Raw genomic sequence first — 17,900 nt, 5'->3', positions numbered from 1 at the left:
TCCACGTCCTCTCCGGGCAGTGGGCGCGGCGGTGTCAGGCCTCGCAGTCGACGAGCGCCCGGACCAGCCGGTCCGTCATCGACCGGTCCCGGACCGCGAGGCGCAGCCACTCCGGACCCAGACCGGGGAAGGTGTCACCCCGCCGCAGCGCGAGACCCGCGCGGCGCAGCCGCTCCCGCAGCCCCGCCGCCCGCGGGTGACGCACCAGCAGGAACGGGCCCGCCGCGGGCTCCACGGCACGCAGGCGGGACGCCGGCGGAAGGGCCGCCAGCCGGTCGAGCAGATAGTCGCGGTCGACCGTGAAGGTCTTCGCCGCCTGTTCCGCCTCCGCCAGCGCACCGGGCTCGCACACCGCCTCGGCCGCCGCAAGGGCCGGAGTGGAGACGGGCCACAGCGGCTGCGCCCGGGCCAGCGCGCGCACCGTTCCGGGGTCGGACAGCACGTAGCCGACGCGGAGACCGGCCAGCCCCCAGGTCTTCGTCAGGCTGCGCAGCACCACCACCCGCCCCGGCAGGCCCGCGTTCACGGAGCTTGCCAGCGAGGCGGATTCCCCGGGCACCGCGTCCATGAAGGCCTCGTCCACGACCAGGGTGCGCCCCGGCCGGACCAAGGAGCGCAGCACGGACGCCGGGTGCAGGACGGAGGTCGGATTGGTCGGGTTGCCCACCACGACGGTGTCGGCACTCACGGGCACGTCCTCCGGCGCCAGCCGGAAGCCGTGTTCCGGGCGCAGCACGACGCGCGCCACCCGGTGCCCCGCGTCCCGCAGCGCGGCCTCCGGCTCGGTGAACTGCGGGTGGACCACGGTCGGCTCCGCCCCGGCGAGAACCCGCGCCACCAGAACGAACGCCTCCGCGGCTCCGGCCGTCAGCAGTACGCACTCCTCCGGAAGCCCGTGCCGCAGCGCGACCGCGCGCCGGGCCGCCCGCCCGTCCGGGTACGCCGCCAGGTCGCCGAGGGAGGCGGCGATCCGGGAGGCGAGCCAGGCCGGAGGCGTGCCGGAGCGCACGTTCACCGCGAAGTCGGCGGTTCCCGCGCCCAGGTCCCGGAGTTCCGCGTCGCCGTGGTGGCGAAGCTCCTGTTCGGCGGTGTCAGTCGTCGGCACGAGGATCGTCCGCGCCGCAGGAGTGCCGCTCCGCCGGAGAGCCGTCCTCGGCGGTGCCGGCAGCGTCGGCCGCGGAGCGGCCGGCGGCGGTCCCCGGCCCGGCCACGGTCCCGCAGCGGGAACACCGGCGCGTGGAACTCTCGGCGACGGCCTCCCGGTAGCGCTCCTCGACGAGTTCGGCCAGTGCCTCACCCGGCCCGACCACGTCGGCGGTGACCACGTCGGTGTCGGGGTGGACCGCCGCCCACCCGTCGGTCTGCAGCCTCACCCGTTCCGGCAGCGCCCCGGGGAAGAGGAAGTACGGCAGCACGATCACCCTGCGGGCGCCCAGCGCCACGCACCGGTCCAGTCCGGACGCGACGTCCGGGGCCGCCTGGTTCACGAAAGCCGTCTCCACTCCGCCGTATCCGCTGCCCTCCCACAGCAGACGGGCCGCGCGGTGCAGTTCCGCGTTCGCCGCGGGGTCGCTGGTGCCCCGGCCCACGAGCAGCACCGTCGTCGCGGCCCGGTCGGCGGGTGTGCGCCCGCCGCTGCCCAGCGCCTCGTCCAGCCGCTGTTCCAGCAGCCGCAGCAGGGCGGGTTCGGTGCCGAGAGGACGGGCGCAGGCGTAGGACACGTCCTCGTGCTGCTCCGCCTCCCGTTCCAGGGCGTTCCTGAGGTCCTGCACCGTGCCGCCGGGCACGCCCAGCGTCAGCGGCAGCGCCACCACCTGCGAGGCTCCGGTGTCCGTCAATCTGGCCACGACGTCGGTCAGGGGTGGCGGCGACTGTTTGCCGAGACCACCGGCGACCGGGAGTTCCGGATTGCGCCTCCCGAGCTCGGCGATCAGCGACTGGAGGGCGTCGGCGCTGTCGTCGTGGTTTCCGTGGCCGACCAGGAGCAGGGCGGGCGGGGTTGTCACGGGGTCTCCTCGGGGTGTTGCGGTCACGGGAGCGGGGAAGCGCTGGTGCGACGTTACTCACTGCTGCAGGTTGTTCGTCGCCCAGGGCTGGATGGATGGGATGCGCTCGGCCCCGGCGCGGCCTGCGCAGTTCCGCTCCGGCCCCACGGGCCGTAAGCGGCTGTGCCGGGCGGGCCGGGCGGGCCGGGCGACCGCCACCGTCACGGGCGGCGGACGCCCCTGCCGTCCCTCCGGCGCGGGCGTGTGCTTGGCGAGCAGCAACTGCCCGCCCTTCCCGGCCGCCAGCAGTGCGGAGGCCTCCGCCACCGACGGGGTACCGGTCGAACGCAGCGTTCGCGGGGAGGGGTTCGGGACCTCGACCGCGGACAGCGTGCCGGGGGCGTAGGAGCAGAGCGGCACGCGCAGGCGCCGCGCCGCGGCGACGATACAGGGCTCCGTCGCACGCGAGGTCACCGTGGCGAGCCGCGCCACCTGCCGGGGCGAGAGGTCCGCGGCCCGCAGGGCCGCCACCACCGCTCCGTACACCTCCGCCGCCGGCACTCCGCGGCGCGTGCCGACCCCGACGCACAGCTCCGCGCCGGAGGAGGGGCCCTCCGCCGCACTCACCACGCCGCGCACCGCTCGGTGAACCGCCGGGCCAGGCCCGGCACACCCGCCCAGTGCAGATGGAGGTACGACGCGTGGACGCCGCCCCGGACGAAGCCCTCCGTCCGGCGTGCCTGGTCGGCGGGCCGCACCACGCCCCAGGCCGGGTCCGGCCCGGCGCCGGGATCGAGCGCGGTGCGGTGGAACTCGTGGGCACGCACCCGGGTTCCCGCGGGCAGCAGCGCACTGTCGCCGAGAGCCACCGCTTCGCGGTAGCCGAGGGTGAGTCGTGAGGTCATGGCGGCAGTGGCGTCGAGCACGCCGCACATCTCACGGCCGTCCAACTCCTGTGTCAAGTAGAGCAGTCCGGCGCACTCGGCGGCGATCGGCCCGGTGAACGCCCCGACCTCCTTGCGCAGCCTCGTGTTCGACGCGAGCTCTCCGGCGTGCATCTCGGGAAAGCCGCCGCCGATCACCAGGCCGCGCGCCGCGTCCGGCAGGGTCTCGTCGCGCAGCGGATCGAAGGGCACCACCTCCGCACCCGCCGCACGCAGCAGTTCGGCGTGCTCGGCGTAGGAGAACGTGAACGCCGCACCGCCCGCGACCGCGATCACCGGGCGGTCCGCCCCGCCCACGGCGGGTTCGCCGGCCGCCGTCTGCGCCGACCAGGGCTCGCCGGCCGCCGGCGGGGCGCTGCGCGCCAGTGCCAGCAGCGCGTCCAGGTCGCAGCCCTCGCGGACCTGCGCGGCCATGGCCGCCACCGAGTCCGTCGCGTCGCGGTGGCGCTCCGCCACCGGTACCAGGCCCAGGTGGCGGCTCGGCGTCCCCACCGCGTCCGACCGCCGCAGGGCCCCGAGCACCGGTACACCGGCGTGGTCCAGGGCCTCCCGCAGCAGGGCCTCGTGCCGGTCGGAGCCGACACGGTTGAGCACCACGCCGCCGACCCGCACCTCCGGGTCCCAGGACGCGAAACCGTGGACCAGCGCGGCCACCGAACGCGACTGCGACGACGCGTCCACCACCAGTACCACCGGTGCCCGCAGCACCTTCGCCACCTGCGCGGTGGACGCCAGTTCCCCCTGACCGGACACCCCGTCGTACAGGCCCATCACGCCCTCGACGACCGCGACGTCCGCGCCCGCCGCGCCGTGCGCGAACAGCGGGCCGATCCGGTCGGTGCCGCACAGGAACGCGTCCAGGTTCCGGCCGGGCCGGCCGGCGGCCAGCCCGTGGTAGCCGGGGTCGATGTAGTCCGGCCCGACCTTGTGCGGCGACACGTCCAGGCCCCGCCCGCGCAGCGCGGCCATCAGCCCGGTGGCGAACGTCGTCTTCCCGGCGCCCGAGGAGGGAGCGGCGACGACCAGCCGCGGCACGTGCGTCATCGTGGCCCCTCGGCGCCCGGTGCGGTGGGACGGAACGGACGGCTCACCACTCGATGCCCTTCTGGCCCTTCTGCCCCGCGTCCATCGGGTGCTTCACCTTCGTCATGTCGGTGACCAGGTCGGCCGCGTCCAGCAGTGGCTGCGGCGCGTTCCGGCCGGTGACGACCACGTGCTGGAAGCCGGGCCGCTCCCGCAGCGCCTCCACCACGTCCCGCACGTCGATCCACCCCCAGTGCAGCGGGTAGGCGAACTCGTCGAGCACGTACAGCCGGTACGTCTCGGCGGCCAGATCCCGCCGGACCTGTGCCCAGCCCTCCCGCGCGGCCTCCTCGTTGCTGAGCGACGCGTCGCGCCGGATCCACGACCAGCCCTCGCCCATCTTGTGCCAGTCCACGGTGCCGCCCTCGCCGGTGCCGCCCAGCACGCGCAGCGCCCGCTCCTCGCCGACCCGCCACTTGGCCGACTTCACAAACTGGAACACCCCGATCGGCCATCCCTGGTTCCAGGCCCGCAGCGCCATCCCGAACGCCGCGGTCGACTTCCCCTTGCCGGTGCCGGTGTGCACCGCCAGCAGCGGCCGGTTGCGGCGCTGCCGGGTGGTGAGCCCGTCGTCGGGCACGACGCTCGGTTGTCCCTTCGGCACTACGCGGCCCTCCTCGTCCTGGTCGTCCCTGGGGCCCCCGTGACCCCCGCAGCCCCTGCCGTGCGCCGGTCGCGGCCGGCGGGCCCGTCCCGGTGGGCGCGCACCGCACCGGTGACGGCGTCGGCGCGCAGGTCGTCGAGCGGCACGGCACTCCCGCCCAGCGCCGCCGCCAACTCCCCGGCCAGCCCCAGCCGCACCGGACCGGCCTCGCAGTCCAGCACCACCGAGGCGGTGCCCTCGGACGCCAGCAGACCGGCCGCGCGCTGCGCGCGGGCCACCGGCTCCGAGCCGCCGGTGGCCCGCCCGTCCGTGACGGCGACCAGCAGCGGCCGGTGGGCCGGATCGCGCAGCCGCTCCACCCGCAGCACCTCACGTGCCCGCAACAGTCCCTCCGCGAGCGGCGTGCGGCCACCGGTCGGCAGCGACTCCAGCCGGGCGGCCGCGACATCGACGGACGAGGTGGGCGGCAGCGCCACCTCCGCAGCGGACCGGCGGAACGTCACCATGCCGACCTTGTCACGGCGCTGGTAGGCGTCCAGCAGCAGCGAGAGCACCGCTCCCTTGACGGCACCCATCCGTTTCCGCGCCGCCATCGAACCGGAGGCGTCGACGACGAACAGCACGAGGTTCGACTCGCGCCCCTCCCGCACGGCCTCCCGCAGGTCTCCCCGGCGCAGCAGCAGTCCGGGCCCGCTCCGCCCCCGGGCCCGCTGGTGCGGCGCCGCGGCCTGCACGGTGCCCGGCAGGTGCAGCCTGCGCACCGTCCCCTGCGGGCGGCGGGCCCCGGCCGTGCGGCCGTGCGCCGTCCGGGCACGAGAGCGCCGGCCCGCCGCGCCCTCGCCCAGGCCGGGGACGGTCAGCGTCCGGGTGCGGTACGGCTCCGCCGCCCGCGCCGGGGGACGTTCCCCGGCCGGTGCACTGCCCGCCGGGTTCTCGCCCTCCGGACGGGGCCCCGGGGTGTCGCCGTGCTCCGACCGGGCGGATTCCTCGGACTGCTGTTCCGAAGGCACCTCGGGAGCGGACGGGGCGTCACCGGCACGCTGCTCCGGAACGGGCGCGTCGCTGCCGTCCGGCGCCGCGCCGCCCCCGCCCCCGCCGTCGGGGTCGTTTCCGCCGCCGTCCCCGGGACCGCCGTCTCCCGGCCCGTCGGTCCCGGGCCCGTCACCGGGGTCGTCGCCGTCCGGACCGGCATGCTCCCGCAGCGTGTCGTCGAGGGTGTCCTCGTCCAGCCCGGGCGCGTCGAACGGATTGCGGCGCCGCCGGTGCGGCAGCGCCAGCAGCGCCGCCTGCCGCACGTCCTCCTGCCGCACCTCGGTGCGCCCCGCCCACGCCGCGAGGGCCGTGGCGGTGCGTGCCATGACGATGTCGGCGCGCATGCCGTCGACCTCGAACGCGGCGCAGGTGGCGGCGATCTGGCGCAGCGCCGTGTCGCCCAGCGTCACCTCCGGGAGCAGCGCGCGGGCGGAGGCGATGCGGGTGCGCAGTTCCTCCTCGGACTCGTCCCAGCCCGCGGCGAATCCCGCCGGGTCCTCGTCGTAGGCGAGTCGCCGGCGCACGACCTCCACCCGCTCCTCGGTGTCCCGGGACGCCGTCACTTCCACCGTGAGACCGAAGCGGTCCAGCAACTGGGGACGCAGTTCGCCCTCTTCGGGGTTCATGGTGCCGACGAGCAGGAAGCGCGCCGCGTGCCGCACGGACACCCCTTCGCGTTCGACGTGCACGACGCCCATGGCGGCGGCATCGAGCAGCGAGTCCACGAGGTAGTCCTGCAGCAGGTTCACCTCGTCGACGTACAGCACGCCGCGGTGCGCCTTTGCCAGCAGCCCCGGCTCGTACGCCTTCACGCCCTCCGACAGGGCGCGTTCGATGTCGAGCGAGCCGATGAGCCGGTCCTCGGAGGTGCCGATCGGCAGCTCCACCAGTTCGGCGGGGCGCCGGGTGCCCGAGGACCCTGCGGAGTGCGGGCCGTCGGGGCAGCCGGGGTCGGGGGCTTCGGGCGCACAGCCGAAGCGGCATCCGGTGACGACCGTCTGCCGGGGGAGGAGCGATGCCACGCCCCGGACGGCGGTGCTCTTCGCGGTCCCTTTTTCGCCCCGCACCAGCACTCCGCCGATGCCGGGGTTCACGGCGTTGAGGACCAGGCCGAGTTGCAGGTCCCGCATCCCCACGATGGCCGAGAAGGGGAAGGGCGTACTCATGTGGTGGTCCCTCCAGGAGATGTGTGGATGGTCGGGGCGGTCCGGGGTGCCGACCGCCGGTCTTGGTGCCGTACCTGCTTCGTGCGGCGCGGTCTCACGGCGCCCCCGGCGGCAGGAACGGCAGCCCGCCGGGTGGGCCGTCCTCGATCAGCCGCAGCAGGGCGGCGGTGTCGGCGTGTTCCTCGACGAGGTCGCCGAGCAGGTCGAGTTGCTCCTCCCGCAGTGCGGCGAAGCAGGTGTCGGGGGCGGGGGTGAAGTCGCGGCCGGCGTCGGCGGCGACGTGGCGGAGGAAGGCGCGGCGGAAGCCGTCGCTCTCCAACGCGCCGTGCCAGTGGGTGCCGCGGACCGGACCGACCCGGCAGCCGTCCAGCGGGACGCCGGCGGAGTCGGTGACGAAGGCGTCGCCGCCGTCGACCTGCGCGACGCCGTGGTGGATCTCGTAGCCCTCGACGGCTTCGCCCAATGCGCGGCCGGACGGCCGGGCCAGGGTCTTCTCCGCGGCGAACCGCACCCGGACCGGGAGCAGACCGAGCCCGTCGACGACTCCTACGCGGGACTCGACGTCGTCCTCGATGCGGGTGCCGAGCAGCTGGTACCCGCCGCAGATGCCCAGCACGGGACGGCCCTCGGCCGCCCGCCGTGCCAGCGCGTCCGCGAGCCCGCGGGCCCGCAGCCACGCCAGGGCCCGCACGGTGCCGCGCGTTCCCGGCACCACCACCAGGTCGGCGTCGGCCAGCTCCTCGGGACGGTCGCTGAAGCGGACCACCACGCCCGGCTCGGCGGCGAGGGCGTCCACGTCCGTGAAGTTCGACATCAGCGGCACCGGCAGCACCGCCACCCGCAGCACGTCGGCTCCGTGCGGCGGCGCCGAGGCCGTCTCCCGCACCGTGCCGCGCAGCGAGACCCGCAGCCCGTCCTCCTCGTCGATACCGAGGCCGTGCCGGTACGGCAGCACCCCCAGCGAGGGCCGTCCCGTCAGCGCGTACAGGCTCCGCAGCCCGGGCTCCAGCAAGGAGACGTCGCCGCGGAACTTGTTCACCAGATAGCCGGACACCAGCGCCTGGTCCTCCTCGGACAGCAGCGCGGTGGTGCCGAAGAACGAGGCGAACACTCCACCGCGGTCGATGTCGCCGACCACCACCACCGGCAGCCGGGCGGACCGGGCCAGGCCCATGTTGACGATGTCGTTGCGCCGCAGATTGATCTCCGCCGGACTGCCGGCGCCCTCGCAGATCACGGCGTCGTGCGTCGCCCGCAGTTCCCGCAGGCAGTCCGTGACCGTCGTCAGCAGCGTCCGCTGCCGGTCCTCGTGGTAGCCGCGAGCGCTGAGTTCGCCGACGGGCCGCCCCATGAGGACGACCTGGCTGCTGCGGTCACCTCCCGGTTTCAGCAGCACCGGGTTCATGTGCGCACTCGGCTCGACTCGCGCCGCGGCGGCCTGCATGGCCTGGGCACGGCCGATCTCCGCCCCCTCGCGGGTCACGTAGGAGTTGAGCGACATGTTCTGCGCCTTGAAGGGCGCCACCGACAGGCCCTTGCGGGTCAGCCACCGGCAGATGCCCGCCGTCACCACGCTCTTCCCCGCGTCCGAGGTGGTGCCCGCCACCAGCAGTCCGCTCACCGCTTCCGCCTCCTCCTGCTCGCGGACACCGCTGCCCGCACACCTGTCGTCGCCACCAGTGTCAGCAACCCGACGCGCCGCGACAGGCCCGAGGCCCGCTCGATGTCGCATGCGGTCGCGCGCGCACCGGAAGCGTTGAGCACCGGACGGTGCTCGACCCTGCCGCCGTAGGCGAGGGTTCCGCCCAGCCGCACACCCAACGCCCCGGCGAACGCCGCCTCGACAGGCCCGGCGTTGGGACTGGGATGCCGGAAGGCGTCCCGGCGCCAGGCCCGCAGCGCCCCGCGCGGGTCCGGCCCCGCCAGGGCGGCCAGACCCGCGGTGAGCCGGGCCCCCGGCCACCCCGCGACGTCGTCCAGCCGCGCGGCGGCCCAGCCGAACCGGCGGTAGCGCGGGGACCGGTGGCCGTGCATGGCGTCGAGCGTGTTCACGGCGCGGAACGCCACCAGTCCGGGAACGCCCGCCGCGGCGCCCCACACCAGCGCGCCGACGACGGCGTCCGAGGTGTTCTCCGCGACGGACTCCAGCACCGCGCGGGCCAGGCCGTCCGCGTCCAGGGCGTCCGAGTCGCGTCCGCACAGGTGCGGCAGCCCGGCGCGTGCGGCCGGGAGGTCCCCTGCCGCGAGTGCCGCGCCGACGGCGCGGGCTTCACGCGTCAGCGAGGTCCCGCCGAGCGCGGCCCAGGCGGCGACGGCGGTGAGGGCGAGGTGCGGCAGGGGCGAACGGGCCCGCCGCGCCGCACGGTCGAGGGCAGCGGCCATGAGGGCCGGGCCTCCCACGCAGAGGGCGGTGCACACCGCTCCGGCGGCACGGCTGTCCTGCCAGAGCAGGCGTTCCGCGCGGGTGGCGGCACGGCCGAAAAGGGCAACGGGGTGGCCGCGCCGGGGATCCCCCAGTGCGCGATCGGCGAGGAAGCCGAGCGTCACCCCGTACGCGTACGCACGTGGGCGGGCCATCAGACGACGTGCGGCGGCGCCTCGCAGGAACGGGGGAGGGGCGGGCACGACAGGCCCGGGGGAGCGGCGCGGAAGCCACGCATGGCGGTGTCCTCACTCAGGGTCCTCGCCCTGGTTCGACGTGACCGGCGACGAGAGTCTCCTGGCTCCCGGATCGGCCTCTCCCCGTGCCTTCCAGCCCGTGCGGGCCGTGGCGTGCGGTGGGGAGCGCTCCCCGGTGACAGTGGCGGGACCGCGCCGGATTCTCACCGGCTTCCTCTCCTGCCGCCGCTTGGCACGGGAAGTCCATCACGCACCCCAACGGGCGTCAACTCGTCCCCGACCTGCGACGGAAGAGTGTGAGCGGCCCCACGCGCGGTCCGTGGGGCCGCTGCCGCACGGGTCAGTTCCCGGCGTCGTTCTTCTCCGGGACGTCGGCGGCACACGTGGCGCGGCCGAAGTCGCCGAAGGCGGTGGCGCGCTGACGGTGCTGCCCGTCGACGGCCACGGTGCACTGGGCCGTGCCGCCGTCCTTCCCGAGGGTGAGGGAGACGCGGGCCGAACCGCTGGCCGGCTGGACGGTGAGTTTCTTGGTCCAGGGCAGTTCGACGGACTGCCGCTGCCGGCGGGGCTTGTCGGGGTCGCCGCCGTTCCAGCTGATGGTGGCGGGGCCGTCGCCGGTCACCCGGTAGGTCACCGCCACGGAGTACGGGGCGTCCGCGGGTTCCTGATCGTCCGACAGTCCGACGGTCAGCGCCGTCCCGGCCGCGGCAGCGGCGACCAGGGCGGCCGCCCCGGCGAGGACCTTCGGCCGGTGGTCGCGCCACAGCACGGCAACCGTTCCGCCCGCAGCGGAGGCCTGCGTTCCGTCCTGTCCGCCGGTCCGTCCGTCCGGGGAGTCCGCTTCCGCGGCGTCGGCCGCCGTGTCCGCCGGGGGTGCGGATTCCGCGGCGCCCGGTACGGAGCGGGTCCCGGTGCTCTCGCCTTCTTCCGCGTTCTGCGAGCCTTCCGTACTGCCCATGGCCGAACTCCCGGTTGCCTGATCCTGATCGCCGATTCCGTGCCGTGCGCCCCGGAGGGCGCGCCGAACCCGGGGTGTATACCGCATCGTTCGAGGGCATGTCATCCGGTCGGCGATGTCGTACATGTCTGATATGGGCAGCTGATGGTCATGGGCGCGGGCCAGCGCCCTTCGGTCCGGAGTCGGCAAGGTGCTCGTCCAGACGGGAGACCGTGGGGTGGAAGCGCCGGGTCGAATACGCCTGGCTCGGTCCGCAGCATCCCGACATCCACCAGAGGATTCCGCAGCCTTCACCAGAGTGCCGTGCGGGGGCAACGCGAGGTCTCGTGTTTCAGGTGATACGGGACGAGTTGCACGGTCAGGTACGGGAGTCGCGCCTCGGTCAGTGACCGTCGCAGGACACAAGGTGGTCTCCGGTGTGGCGGCGGACTCCGGGGCGGGTCTTGGTGCCAGAGGCGGTCGCGGTCGTTCAGTGACCGAGGTGGCCGTTGCGTTTCGCCGCCCAGGGGCAATCGAGGTGCGGCTGCTTCACTCGCCGCACTGTGCGGCCTCGAGACCGTCGCCGTGGCGACTTGGGCGGGCCTGGGGTGCGAATTCGGCCCTGGTCCGCGGGTTCAACGGTTTCAACGACTCTGCTGGCTGAGGGGTCTGCCGCCGCGTCTGGGTCCGCGGTTGTGTGGATGCGTCGTTCCCGGGCGAGAGCTGTGAAAGGGGCTGGGTGTGGACGCGGCAGGCGGTATCGGTGTGGTCGGGACCGGGGCTTGTGTGCCAGAGCGGGTGGTGTCGAATGCTGAAGTGGCCGCGCGGTGCGGGGTGAGCGCGGCGTGGATCGAGGCTCGCACGGGAGTGCGGGAGCGGCACCAGGCGGCTGGGGGAGAAGCGGCCTCGGATCTGGCGGCCGAGGCGGTTCGGCGTGCTGTGAAGGATGCCGGGATCAGCGTTGAGGATGTGGGGCTGCTGGTGCTGGCGACGTCCACGCCGGACGAGTTGGGCCCGTCGACGGCGTGCCGGGTACAGGCGTTGCTCGGGGCGGAGCGGGCGGTGGCGTTCGATGTGGCCGCGGCCTGCACGGGTTGGCTGTTCGGAGCGCGAGTGGCGCACGACTATCTGGCGGCGGACGCGGTGTGGCGGGAGGGGGCCCGGTATGCGGTGGTCGTGGGTGTGGAGGTGTACTCACGGTTCCTCAACCCGTCCGACCGGGCCACGTCGGTGCTGTTCGCGGACGGGGCCGCTGCGACAGTGCTCGGCCCATCTAGTGGTGGTTTCCAGCCGATCTGGCTGGGTTCCGACGGAAATGCGGCCGGAGATGTATTGATTCCGGCCGGGGGGTCACGGCGACCTGCGTCCCAAGACACGCTGGCCGGCCTGGAGCACACGGTGCACATGGACGGGCGCGCGGTGCGGGACTTCATCCTCGACATCTTCGACGTGGCGGCCGGTGAGGCACTGCGGCGTGCGGGGCTGCAGCGGAGCGGAGTGGACCTGGTGGTGACGCATCAGCCGAATCCGGCGCTGCTGCGGAAGGCCGCGGCCGACGCGGGGTTCCGTGACGAGCAGGTCGTGGTCACGGGGGACGAAGTGGGCAACATCGGCGCGGCGTCGCTGCCGTACGCGTTGACGCGGGCGGTCGCGTCGGGCCGGGTGCGGCCGGGGGGCCGACTGCTGCTGGTGGGTTTCGGCGCGGGTGTCACGTGGGGCAGCACGGTCCTCACCTGGGCCCGGGACGAGGAGGTCGTGGCGTGAGTGCCGTTGTGGATCCGGTGGATGTGCTGGAGCGGATAGGTGTATCGGCGCCCTACTACGCGCTGGAGAACGTGACGTCGGCTGGCCCGGGGCTGGTGCGGGCGTCGGTGCCGGTGCAGTGTCCGCCGGGGCGGCAGGTGTCGCCGATCGGGCTGTCGGAGGCGGGGCGGCACTTGGCGATCGCGGGCCTGTGCGCGGCGGCGACGGCTCACCCACTGAGGGGCCGGCACTACTACCTCGCGCGGGAAGTCGTGGGTCGGTCGGTGGTGCCCGATTCTGGCTGTGACGAGGACGCGCGGTGGCTGCGGGCGCGCGCCGGGGCGGAGTTCGGGTCGAAGCGGCGAGCGCGGGCCCACACGGAGCTGCTGCACATGGATGGGACGCCTCTGCTGGAGATGCACGTGGAGTACGACGTGCTGTCGGAGCGGGTCTTCCGGCGCATGTTCGACGTGCCGGAGCAGCGGGTGCCGGAGCAGCGGGGCCGCCGGGGCAATCCGTATACGCGGCTGCCGGAGGTCGAAGGGCTGAAGGCCACCGGTACGAACGCGGTCGGGTCCGTGCGGGTGGGTCCGGAGGCGTGCCGGGGCCATTTCGAGGGGTTCCCGGCAATGCCCGTGGCGATCACGGGCGGCGCGCTGGTGCGGCTGCTGGACGCGATCGTGACGCATGACGACCCGGAGGGGCGGTGGGTGTTCCACACGCTGCGGCTGGCGGCCGACCACCTGCCGCCTGCGGGCGAGCGCATCGAGTTGTCGGCACGGTCGCAGGAGGTGTCCGGGCGCCGCCTGGCGCGGTGCGAGGCAGTGGGCGGCGGACACGTCGCCACCACGATGGAAATCGGTTACACGCTCGCCTGACGCGGGCGGAGAAGGGGTTTGCTGTGGTGTTTCGAGTGGATGGTGCGCGGGCGCTGGTGACCGGGGCGTCACGCGGAATCGGGAAGGCCGTGGCGGTGGCGCTCGCGGATGCGGGTGCGGACGTGGCGGTGTCGGCGCGCACGGGTGAGGCGCTGAACGACACGGTGAAAGCGGTGCGCGCGGCCGGCGGTTCGGCGGTTCCGTGCGTGGCGGACCTCTCGCACGAGGGCGCGGGCGCCGGCCTGGTGGCCGAGGCCGTGGAAGGTCTGGGCGGGCTGGACGTCCTGGTGCACAACGCGGGCGTCATCGCGGTGGACGAACAGGGCACGTCCAGGGTGGTGCCGCTGGAGCACAGCGGGTCGGGTGATTGGCGGCCCGTGGTCGACGTGAACGTGCACGGCACGGTGGAGGTGCTGCGGGCGGCGCATCCGTTTCTGGTGAAGTCGCAGCGGGCGTCGGCGGTGGTGATGTCGTCGGTCGCGGGGGTGATGGGCACGCCGGGCATGGAGTCGTACGCGGCGACGAAGGCCGCACAGATTTCGGTGGTGCGGTCACTGGCAGTGGCGTGGGCGTCGGACGGGGTGCGGGTGAACGCGCTGTGCCCCGGGTGGGTCGCAACGGACATGACGGGGCCGATGCAGGCGGCGGGAGTGTCGGACTGGCTGTTGTCGCACGTGCCGCAGGGCCGCTGGTTGTCGTGCGAGGAGGTGGCGCCGTTGGCGGTGTTCCTCGCGTCGGGGGCGTCGTCGGCGGTGACGGGGCATGCGCTCGTGGCCGATGGGGGCGTGTCGATCGCAGAAGGGGGCCTGTCGGGGCGGCCGAAACCTGCCTCTCCGTTCGCGGCGTGACCCGGAGACTGTCGTGAACCGTACGGAAGGGAGTTCTGTGGTGGGTAGTGACATATGGGTCGTGGGTGAGTCGTTCGCGAGGGCGACGGTGCAGCCGGAGCTGGAGACGGCCGCGGGCCTGATGCGGTCGCTGCGGGAGACGCCGCCGGATGGGCGGCGGCCGGTGACCATGCGGCCGGGGCTGGGCGTGGATGAGGTGGAGTGGTCCACGTTGTGCCAGCAGTTGGTGAAGGAGCACGGTGCGGGGGTGCTGCCGGTGGGGGAGCCGCCGCGTCCGGTGTCGCGGCACGGCGTCCTCAAGCACCAGGCGGGCAACGTCCTCGTGGGTGATGCGCGTATCGACGCGGGGGGCGCGTTCACGGGGTGGCTGTCGGTGGCGAACGACACCGAGATGCTGCGGGACCACACGGCGGACCAGCAGCACGTGCCGGGGATGCTCGTGATCGAGGCCGTGTTGCAGCTCGTGACGTGGGCGGTGGGAGAGCACGTCCCGCCGGGGGAGCGTGGCGAGGCGCCGTATGCGGTGATGCATGGCGTGGATCTGGATTTCCGCAAGTTCGTGTTCCCGATCGCGGCGCGCCTGTCGGGGGAGTTGAAGCCTGCGGGGGAGGTGCACGAGGGGAAGGTGCCGCTGGTGTCCGAGGTGTCGGTGTGGCAAGCCGGCCGCGAGTGTTCGACGGCGCGGGTGCGGCTGCACGCGTTCGCTCCGCGGATGGTGTTCGCCGTCGAGGAGGGGCAGGTCCGTGGGGCGCTGGAGCGGGCTGTGGAGGACGCGGCGTGAGTGAATTCGATGAGCTGCTGACGCATCCGCTGTTCGCCCGCGAAGCGCCGCTGGGGGGCGCGGAGCGGCATGAGGTGACGTACCGGCGGCTGGAGATGTTGTCGCGGTTCGCGGGCGGGGCGGCCGCGTTGCGGAAGGACCGGGCCAGACTCGTGGAGATGCTGGCGTGGGCCGGGGTCGTGGATCCTCCTGTGTTCCTCGCGGGCCTGGTGCAGCACGCGGTGTGCTACGAGGCGATGGCGTCGCTGGGCCACAGGTCGCGATATCTGGATGCGGTCATGGACGAGATCGACCGTGGGGAGGCGCACGGGTCGATCCTGGTGACCGAGGTGGGGTACGGGAACTCGCACCTGGGGTGCGGGACGGTGGCCCGCTGGTGCCCGGCCGAGCGCTTGTTCCGCTTGTTCACGCCGGAACCGGGTGCGGCGAAGGTGATGGCGAACGTGGCCGGCTTGGCGGGCGGTGGGCGGAACGCCGTGGTGTATGCGCGGGTGGAGGACGCGTCGGGGCTGGGCGGGGTGTTCCCGTTCGCGGTGCGGCTGCGGCATGGCGTGGATGCGCCGGAGGGACTGCGGGTGCGGGCCATGCCGGAAACGGCAGGTATGCCGCTGGACTATGCGCTTGTCACGTTCGACGGGATGCCTGTGCCGGTCGAGGGCTGGCTTCGGGACACGGCCGCGTTGGCGAAGAACCAGCGGATGGTGCTGGACGACCTGGACGTGCCAGGGCGCACTGTGCGGTCGCTGTCGGTGTCGGCGAACGCGTCGGCAGTCACGGCGGCCGCGTGCGCGGCCGCGTCGCGGGCCGCGGTGGCGACGGGGCTGCGGTTCTCGTCCGAGAGGATGACGCGGGGCCGGTTCGGGCGGGACGTGCCGGTGCTGGAGTTCTCCACGCAGCGGGACGCGCTGTACGGGGCATTGGCGCGAGTGTGGGCCGTGGGCGCGTTCGTGGACCAGGCGGTGGGCGAGTTCACGCACCCCGGTGGGCGGGTGGCCGAGGCCACCGCCGGGGGGAGCAGTGCGACGTGGGCGCCGTGGGCGTCGGTGTCCCGGGACGGGGCGTTGGCGAAGGCCGCGGCAGCGGACGTGCTCGGTGTGGCCTGTGCGGCGACCCGTGAGCGTTCGGGGGCGCTGGGGTTCGCGGGCGTCAACCGGATCGGTGTGTGGGAGTCGCTGGGGCAGGCCGCGCAGGCGGCGGCCGGGGACACACTGCTGGTGCGGCTGGACGCGGCTCGGCAGCTCGTTGAGGACGACACGTTCCGGGTGCAGCTGGAGAAGGTCCCGTCGGACGACTGGTCGCAGACCTCGACGGCCGTGCACCTCGCGGACGTGCGGAGCCAGAGCCTGCTGCAGGAGGTGCGGTGGCGACTGGACATGGCGCCCGAGGAGCAGCGGGAGACGCTGGAGACGTGGAATCCGCTGCTGCCGATGCTGGTGGAGATCGCGGACGCGCACACGGTGCGGAAGGTTCTTCGGGCGGCGACCGAGGCGTGTGACGGGTCCGCGGGTCAGCGGGCGCTGCTGCACCTGTACGGGCTGTGGAGCGTGCGGTCGCACATGGGCTGGTTTCTGGAGAAGGGCGTGTTGTCGCGGAGTGCGGCGCAGTCGATGCGGTCTGCATGGCGAGAGGCGGTCGACGCGGTGCATTCGCGGGTGCCTCGACTGGTTGAGGAGTTGGACGTTCCGCCTGAGCGTACGGGGGCCGCTGGCGCCGGCCCAGAATTCGTAACGGGCGTCTTGGAAGCGAGCAGGAGGGTGCTTTGACGGTCGCGGGTGTGGTTCGGGGACTGGGCGGGTGTCTGCCGCCGCGGGTGGTGACGAACGATGCTCTCGTGGCCGGTGGGCTGGACACCAGTGACGAGTGGGTCCGGTCGCGGACGGGCATTGTGGAGCGCCGCTGGTGCGGCGAGGGTGTGTCGACCGCGGACTTGGCGGTGGCCGCTGGGCGGGGGGCGTTGGAGTCTTCCGGTGGGGCTGGCCCGGTGGATGCGGTGGTGGTGGCGACGACGACGCCGGACCGCTCGTGTCCGGGGCTGGGGCCCGAGGTGGCTTGGCGTCTGGGACTGGACGGAGCGGCGGGGTTCGACGTGTCGGCGGTGTGCTCGGGGTTCGTGTATGGGCTGTGGGTGGCGTCGGGACTTGTCGCGTCGGGGGCGCGAGGGGTGCTGGTGGCGGCAGCGGAGCGCTATTCGAGCATCTTGGACCGCACGGATCGGGGTACCGGCATGATCTTCGGTGATGGGGCCGGGGCGGCGTTGGTGATGCCGGGCGGGATGGACGAGCCCGGAGCTGTTGTCGCGCTCGATGCAGGGTCCGACGGTTCGGGGCGGGACCTCATCACGGTTCCGGCCGGTGAGCGGTTCTTCCGCATGCAGGGGCCGTCGGTGTACCGGGAGGCTGTGCGGTGCATGGTCGAGTCGGCGCGCCGGGTGATGCAGTTGGCGGGCTGGGCGCCGGAGGAACTGGGGGCATTCGTGGGACACCAGGCGAATCAGCGAATTCTGGATGCCGTGTCGGATCGGCTGGGTGTGCCGGCCGGGGCGCAGGTGGGGAACATCGAGCGGGTGGGGAACACGGCGGGGGCCTCGATTCCGCTCGTGATGTGTGACAAGGCTGCGGCGGATGTGGAGCCGGGGGCGCCGGGAGTGCTGACGGCGTTCGGCGGCGGGTTGACCTGGGGATCTGTGGCGCTGCGGTGGCCTGACGCAGCGCCGCTCTGGGGCGATTGAATCCATGCTGTTGCCGGGTCCGCGAACCGCTGTGGGCCGGGCATCAGCAGGTTGGGGTGGGAGTTCAGCCCACCTTCCGATGGGCGTGGTGTTTTCGACAGGGTGAAGTAGAGCCAGGGGAGGGGCGGCCAGACCGGGAGCCACGGTTTCGGCAACGAGAATGGGAGCCACCCTGTGTGATGGTGTGTGACATGCCGCTTTCGGCGTAATGAGTGGGTTAGGCTGTTTGGCCGGTCACGCTGTGCGGGTTGATCACGGTCGTGTCAGGAGACTGTGGGTGTACCGATCGCGTGAGTTGTTGTATGAGCGGATCCGGCGGGAGCGGCGGAACCCGGAGATCTCGGGGCGGGCGCTGGCCCTGAAGTACCGAGTGTCGCGGAACACGGTGGCGAAGGCTCTTCGGCATCCGGTGCCGTTGAAGCGGAAGAAGCCACCGCCGCGGGAGAGTGTGCTGGAGCCGGTGAAGGGCTTCATCGACGCGATACTCCGCGAGGACCTTCAAGCGCCGAAGAAGCAGAAGCACACCGTCGACCGGGTCTTGCAGCGGCTGGC

At 73.6% G+C, this 17,900-nt stretch carries 15 protein-coding genes and 1 riboswitch; of the genes, 6 read left to right on the top strand and 9 right to left on the bottom strand.

All coding sequences use genetic code 11. The features are described 5' to 3' along the window. Positions 1-34 precede the first annotated feature (34 nt). The 9 genes from cobC to ACL06G_RS19360 form a co-directional block, all read right to left on the bottom strand. Positions 35-1,111: an Rv2231c family histidinol phosphate aminotransferase CobC gene (gene cobC, locus ACL06G_RS19400; RefSeq protein WP_412836419.1), complete on the bottom strand. Its 1,077-nt coding sequence runs from the start codon at positions 1,109-1,111 to the stop codon at positions 35-37. Next, complete coding sequence (locus ACL06G_RS19395; RefSeq protein ID WP_412836414.1) at positions 1,092-2,006, bottom strand: sirohydrochlorin chelatase; 915 nt, start codon at positions 2,004-2,006, stop codon at positions 1,092-1,094. Before ACL06G_RS19395 ends, cobC begins: the two co-directional genes overlap by 20 nt. A 57-nt stretch (positions 2,007-2,063) precedes the next feature. After that, positions 2,064-2,612, bottom strand: coding sequence for a cobalamin biosynthesis protein (locus ACL06G_RS19390; RefSeq protein ID WP_412787699.1), 549 nt, complete (start codon positions 2,610-2,612; stop codon positions 2,064-2,066). Continuing rightward, positions 2,609-3,973 carry a cobyrinic acid a,c-diamide synthase CobB gene (locus tag ACL06G_RS19385; RefSeq protein ID WP_412836413.1) on the bottom strand — a complete coding sequence of 455 codons (1,365 nt, stop codon included), beginning with the start codon at positions 3,971-3,973 and terminating at the stop codon, positions 2,609-2,611. Before ACL06G_RS19385 ends, ACL06G_RS19390 begins: the two co-directional genes overlap by 4 nt. Before the next feature lie 43 nt (positions 3,974-4,016). Further along, a complete protein-coding gene (gene cobO / locus ACL06G_RS19380) occupies positions 4,017-4,616 on the bottom strand; it encodes a cob(I)yrinic acid a,c-diamide adenosyltransferase (protein WP_412836412.1) in 600 nt (199 codons plus the stop codon). Next, a complete protein-coding gene (locus ACL06G_RS19375) occupies positions 4,616-6,814 on the bottom strand; it encodes a putative cobaltochelatase (protein WP_412836411.1) in 2,199 nt (732 codons plus the stop codon). The genes cobO and ACL06G_RS19375 overlap by 1 nt, the downstream gene beginning before the upstream one ends. A 94-nt stretch (positions 6,815-6,908) precedes the next feature. Further along, positions 6,909-8,435: a cobyric acid synthase gene (locus tag ACL06G_RS19370; protein WP_412787703.1), complete on the bottom strand. Its 1,527-nt coding sequence runs from the start codon at positions 8,433-8,435 to the stop codon at positions 6,909-6,911. Then, positions 8,432-9,391 (bottom strand): cobalamin biosynthesis protein, encoded by a 960-nt coding sequence (locus ACL06G_RS19365; protein WP_412836410.1) that lies wholly within the window; start codon positions 9,389-9,391, stop codon positions 8,432-8,434. The genes ACL06G_RS19370 and ACL06G_RS19365 overlap by 4 nt, the downstream gene beginning before the upstream one ends. A 115-nt stretch (positions 9,392-9,506) precedes the next feature. Further along, positions 9,507-9,676: riboswitch (cobalamin riboswitch) on the bottom strand. Positions 9,677-9,773: 97 nt separating this feature from the next. After that, positions 9,774-10,391: a hypothetical protein gene (locus ACL06G_RS19360; protein WP_412787705.1), complete on the bottom strand. Its 618-nt coding sequence runs from the start codon at positions 10,389-10,391 to the stop codon at positions 9,774-9,776. A 720-nt stretch (positions 10,392-11,111) separates the two neighbouring features. On the opposite strand from ACL06G_RS19360, the gene ACL06G_RS19355 reads away from it, so the two are divergent. The 6 genes from ACL06G_RS19355 to ACL06G_RS19330 are packed head-to-tail and all read left to right on the top strand — an operon-like array spanning position 11,112 to position 17,348. Further along, positions 11,112-12,134, top strand: coding sequence for a 3-oxoacyl-ACP synthase III family protein (locus tag ACL06G_RS19355; RefSeq protein WP_412836409.1), 1,023 nt, complete (start codon positions 11,112-11,114; stop codon positions 12,132-12,134). Then, entirely contained in the window at positions 12,131-12,991 is an 861-nt protein-coding gene (locus ACL06G_RS19350) for a hypothetical protein (RefSeq protein ID WP_412787706.1), read from the top strand. Before ACL06G_RS19355 ends, ACL06G_RS19350 begins: the two co-directional genes overlap by 4 nt. A gap of 23 nt (positions 12,992-13,014) precedes the next feature. Further along, positions 13,015-13,839: an SDR family NAD(P)-dependent oxidoreductase gene (locus ACL06G_RS19345; RefSeq protein WP_412836418.1), complete on the top strand. Its 825-nt coding sequence runs from the start codon at positions 13,015-13,017 to the stop codon at positions 13,837-13,839. Positions 13,840-13,879: 40 nt separating this feature from the next. Then, positions 13,880-14,620: an AfsA-related hotdog domain-containing protein gene (locus tag ACL06G_RS19340; protein ID WP_412787708.1), complete on the top strand. Its 741-nt coding sequence runs from the start codon at positions 13,880-13,882 to the stop codon at positions 14,618-14,620. After that, positions 14,617-16,383, top strand: a complete 1,767-nt coding sequence (locus ACL06G_RS19335; RefSeq protein WP_412836408.1) for an acyl-CoA dehydrogenase — start codon at positions 14,617-14,619, stop codon at positions 16,381-16,383. Before ACL06G_RS19340 ends, ACL06G_RS19335 begins: the two co-directional genes overlap by 4 nt. A gap of 11 nt (positions 16,384-16,394) precedes the next feature. Continuing rightward, positions 16,395-17,348: a beta-ketoacyl-ACP synthase 3 gene (locus ACL06G_RS19330; protein WP_412787739.1), complete on the top strand. Its 954-nt coding sequence runs from the start codon at positions 16,395-16,397 to the stop codon at positions 17,346-17,348. Positions 17,349-17,900: the final 552 nt, after the last annotated feature.

The organism is Streptomyces callyspongiae, from assembly GCF_047200695.1.
In the GTDB taxonomy this organism is placed as follows: Bacteria; Actinomycetota; Actinomycetes; order Streptomycetales; family Streptomycetaceae; genus Streptomyces.
This window is presented reverse-complemented; position numbering and strand designations above follow the sequence as displayed.

Bases quoted from the DNA above. Each gene is read 5' to 3' on its own strand.
- ACL06G_RS19375 (WP_412836411.1), bottom strand. From the start codon at position 6,814: ATGAGTACGCCCTTCCCCTTCTCGGCCATCGTGGGGATGCGGGACCTG.
- ACL06G_RS19360 (WP_412787705.1), bottom strand. From the start codon at position 10,391: ATGGGCAGTACGGAAGGCTCGCAGAACGCGGAAGAAGGCGAGAGCACC.
- ACL06G_RS19365 (WP_412836410.1), bottom strand. From the start codon at position 9,391: ATGGCCCGCCCACGTGCGTACGCGTACGGGGTGACGCTCGGCTTCCTC.
- ACL06G_RS19385 (WP_412836413.1), bottom strand. From the start codon at position 3,973: ATGACGCACGTGCCGCGGCTGGTCGTCGCCGCTCCCTCCTCGGGCGCC.